We start from the raw sequence: 3,578 nt of genomic DNA, 5'->3' as shown, positions 1-3,578 counted from the left end.
ATAATTAAATTACTACTTAAAAAAATAAATCGATTAAAATAAGCTATTTTTTATGAATTCAATTATTACTTGAGTCCATTTTTAAGCAATTCAAGTAATGCTTGATTTTAAAAAGTCATGTATCTAGATACAATTAAATTATCTTATGACAAGAGGTGATGTAAATGTTTGATATGAAAAAAGTGGGTAGACAAATCGCACAATTAAGAAAAGCAAACAAGATTACACAAATGAAGTTAGCTGATCAATTAGGTGTTAGTTTTCAAGCAATTAGTAACTGGGAACGTGGGGAAACAATGCCTGATATTTCAAAGCTACCCGAGCTTGCAGAGATTTTTAATGTAAGTATTGATGAAATTTTAGGAAACGAAAAAGGGATTAAATTAATTAATAATTTAATCGAAAAAGATCATGATGATTCATCGACTGTAATTGAAGTAGAAAAAGAAGAATTTTTAAATGTAGCACCAATACTTAATATTGAACAAGCGGACTTAGTTTTTAAAAATGTTGAGAATAAGCTTACTTTGAAGGACACTTCAGAAATTGCCCCGTTTATTAGTGAAGAAATTATCGATGAATGTGCTAAGAAAGAGTTCGAATCAAACGGAATTAAAGAATTATCTCAAATGGCATCTTATATTAGTAAAGAAGTGACTGATGGATTTGCAAAGAAAGCGTTTGAGTCAAAAGGGATAGGAGAATTACTACAAATTGCCCCATTTATTAGTAAAGAATTAATTGACGAATTTGCAATGAAAGAATTTGAAACCACTGGTATTAAAGAATTAACGATGTTGGCACCCTTTATAAGCGAAGAAGTAATCAATGTATGCGCGAAGAAAGAATTTGAGCTAAATGGTATAAAAGGATTAACGATATTGGCACCATTTATCAGTGAAGAAATAGTTAATGAATGCGCAAAGAAAGAATTTGAGTTAAATGGTATAAAAGGATTAACGTCAATGGCACCATTTATAAGCGATGAAATGATCGATGAATGCGCAAAAAAAGAGTTTGAGATAAACGGAATAAAAGAGTTAACATCAATGGCTCCATTTATTAGTGATGTAACAATTGATGAATGTGCAAAGAAAGAGTTTGAAATAAATGGTATTAAGGGATTAACATCAATGGCCCCATTTATAAGTGATGAAGTCATTAACGAATGTGCAAGAAAAAGCTATGAATTAAATGGTATTAAATCTATAACATCGATTTGTCCATTTATTGAAAGTGACCTTCTTAATGAACTTGCGTTAGATGCCATATCCAAAAATGGTATAAATGAAATTATTACAATTATTCCATTTTTAGATTCAAACATTTTAAAGAATGGTGTTATTAAATAAGTTTTACTTTTTCTAAGGGGGCGCACTTTGCCCCTTTTTCGTTTTTTTTATGAAAAAAGATATCTTTTAAGAGTGTTGAAATATAAAATAGTCAATAGTTAAAATGTTAATAAGTGCTATATTGGATGTTATTTTTTGTTTTTATGGATAATTTGTTTGTAAAATTCCAATAAACTTTAGTAATGGCTATTTTCAGAATATAAATTATTGAGTTGCTATTTGTTTGAGAACAAATTCAATTATTAGTTTGTGAGTAGAGGATTTTCCGATATTAGCAAAATAAATGAGTATATAATTTCTATTTTTCTCTAACTAAAGGGAATTTGTATTATTCTTTAATGCACGCTTTTTTATATTGAAGATGTTGATTGGAACAGAGGGGTGCTCGACTCCTATGGGAGATGCGGGAAGGCTGAGACCCCGCAGGCGCGCTAAAGGAGGCTCAAGAATCTCGCCCTATGGAAGCGAGAACACTGTAGTGGAAATCAACCACATACAGCTTCTTTTACATGGAAAAATTTTTGATTAATTAACAATTTCTTTTTCAACAGCATGAAAAGTGATATCTTTTGGACAATTTGTTAATATCCTTTATGATAGATAAGAGAAAATATAGAAAAGGTGACTTATGAAGAAATTAATTATTATCGGAGCTTTAGCCATTTGTCTGATCATATCAGCTCAGACGAATCCTACGAAGGGTGAGTTTGTTAGTTGGGCAAAAGAAGAACTTAAATCGGAATCAAAAAATAAGTATCTTGATTTTGGAATTGATTTATTAGGTGAAAAATTAATTAGTTCAGTTACAACTAATAAAGATTATGTCTTTTTTTCGATTTATGAGGTCAAGGCTTTTGACAAGCAAATAAAAGTAGTAGGTTTATTTAATCACTTTATTCCGATTTCAAAAAAATAAGGTAGAGATTTAGTGGAAAATTTTGATAACAAGTATATAATAGAAAGATAAAATGAATGAGGTGAGAAAGTATGAGTAAATCAAGAGCAAAAAAATTGCGAGAAAAGTTAACTAGGGAAGGGAACCGTAATCCTGAATTAAGTAGAAGTCCATTTTCGATGTTGGATTTAAATACGCGTAGAACGAAAACGAAACAAGAAAAACTAAATCAAGTGAAACATAAAAAACAGTCCTTTGGAAAAGATGATTTTCAAAAGGACTGTTTTTATTTACGTACTAATAGCCTTATTTTTTTACTTTACTAGCGAATTTAACAGTTAGGTTTGCTTTATATGCTTCAAGCTGAGCTTCTGCTTGATTATATGCGTCATTGAATTTTTTATAAACTGCAGTACCTGAAACAAGAGCATTTTTAGCTTTTGTAACATCTCTATTATCAATTGCAGAATATAAGCTTGAGTTGTCATCCTCTTCTAAATCATCGATCGCTGCAAAATTCTCATTAAATAATTTAGTAAACATGTTATCGATATCAGTTTCGATTTGATGGTGTGTTGGGTAATCCATGTTAAGAACTTCATAAGCATAGTTTAAAACATCATGTTCTTTGCTTGATAGTCCATATAAATTCTGCATTGCAAGATCTGATTCTACTTCAAAGTTTTTATATTCAACAGGTAACTTTTGACGAATATAAACTTCATTTTCAGTATAAATTTGATCCTCGATTTCGTATACATATTCCTCAATGCTATCATATGTATGATTTTGGTAATTTCGAATTGCCATTAATTTATTTTTTTGTGTTGTAAAGTATGTTTTAGCGCTTTTTGAATCTACTTTTTTAACATATGTATTAAATTGTGCTGTTACTTTTTTCATATCAACTGCTGCATTATCTTTACGTGCTTTTTCAATTCGTGTTTTATAGCCAGCAATTTTTTTAACTAAACCTTCTTTGTTAGTATAGTTATATTTTGTAAATAAAGTTAGATCAGTTCGTAATTCCAGGTAATAATCATGAATATCCTGATCATCTGAAGCTATTACATTTTTATAACTTGTAAGTGTTTTAATATAAGAACTTACTTGTTTTTTTAAGTTGTTTTGGGCTTGAACAACTTTAGGGTTAGTTGCTGCATGAGTTTCTGTTGGAAGAATACTAAATAAAATACCAGCTGATAAGGTTGTTGCAGTTGCTAGGGTTGCGATTTTCTTTAATTTTTTCATAATAATCTCCTGATAATAAAATTTTTATACATTTCATAATATTAGTATAATACAAGTTACAAAAATATTAAATATATATT

General features: G+C 29.3%; 4 protein-coding genes. 3 read left to right on the top strand and 1 reads right to left on the bottom strand.

Translation table 11 applies throughout. The features are described from left to right. Positions 1-164: 164 nt before the first annotated feature. The 3 genes from ACFCYN_RS25175 (at position 165) to ACFCYN_RS25165 (ending at position 2,573) form a co-directional block, all read left to right on the top strand. The gene (locus ACFCYN_RS25175) at positions 165-1,352 is read left to right on the top strand and encodes a helix-turn-helix domain-containing protein (protein ID WP_375952868.1); all 1,188 of its coding nucleotides are present in this window, start codon (positions 165-167) and stop codon (positions 1,350-1,352) included. A 628-nt stretch (positions 1,353-1,980) separates the two neighbouring features. After that, a complete protein-coding gene (locus tag ACFCYN_RS25170; protein WP_375952865.1) occupies positions 1,981-2,268 on the top strand; it encodes a hypothetical protein in 288 nt (95 codons plus the stop codon). A gap of 71 nt (positions 2,269-2,339) precedes the next feature. After that, complete coding sequence (locus ACFCYN_RS25165) at positions 2,340-2,573, top strand: hypothetical protein (protein WP_098119957.1); 234 nt, start codon at positions 2,340-2,342, stop codon at positions 2,571-2,573. Here the strand turns inward: ACFCYN_RS25165 and ACFCYN_RS25160 are convergent. Continuing rightward, the gene (locus ACFCYN_RS25160; RefSeq protein WP_375952862.1) at positions 2,554-3,498 is read right to left on the bottom strand and encodes a hypothetical protein; all 945 of its coding nucleotides are present in this window, start codon (positions 3,496-3,498) and stop codon (positions 2,554-2,556) included. The two genes, ACFCYN_RS25165 and ACFCYN_RS25160, sit on opposite strands and share 20 nt — an antisense overlap. Positions 3,499-3,578: the final 80 nt, after the last annotated feature.

Origin of the sequence: Gottfriedia sp. NPDC056225 (assembly GCF_042267765.1) — a bacterium.
Classification (GTDB): Bacteria; Bacillota; Bacilli; order Bacillales; family Bacillaceae_G; genus Gottfriedia.
Note: the sequence above shows the minus strand (reverse complement) of the source record. Positions and strands in the feature narration are given on the sequence as shown.

Bases quoted from the DNA above. Each gene is read 5' to 3' on its own strand.
- ACFCYN_RS25175 (WP_375952868.1), top strand. From the start codon at position 165: ATGTTTGATATGAAAAAAGTGGGTAGACAAATCGCACAATTAAGAAAA.
- ACFCYN_RS25170 (WP_375952865.1), top strand. From the start codon at position 1,981: ATGAAGAAATTAATTATTATCGGAGCTTTAGCCATTTGTCTGATCATA.
- ACFCYN_RS25165 (WP_098119957.1), top strand. From the start codon at position 2,340: ATGAGTAAATCAAGAGCAAAAAAATTGCGAGAAAAGTTAACTAGGGAA.
- ACFCYN_RS25160 (WP_375952862.1), bottom strand. From the start codon at position 3,498: ATGAAAAAATTAAAGAAAATCGCAACCCTAGCAACTGCAACAACCTTA.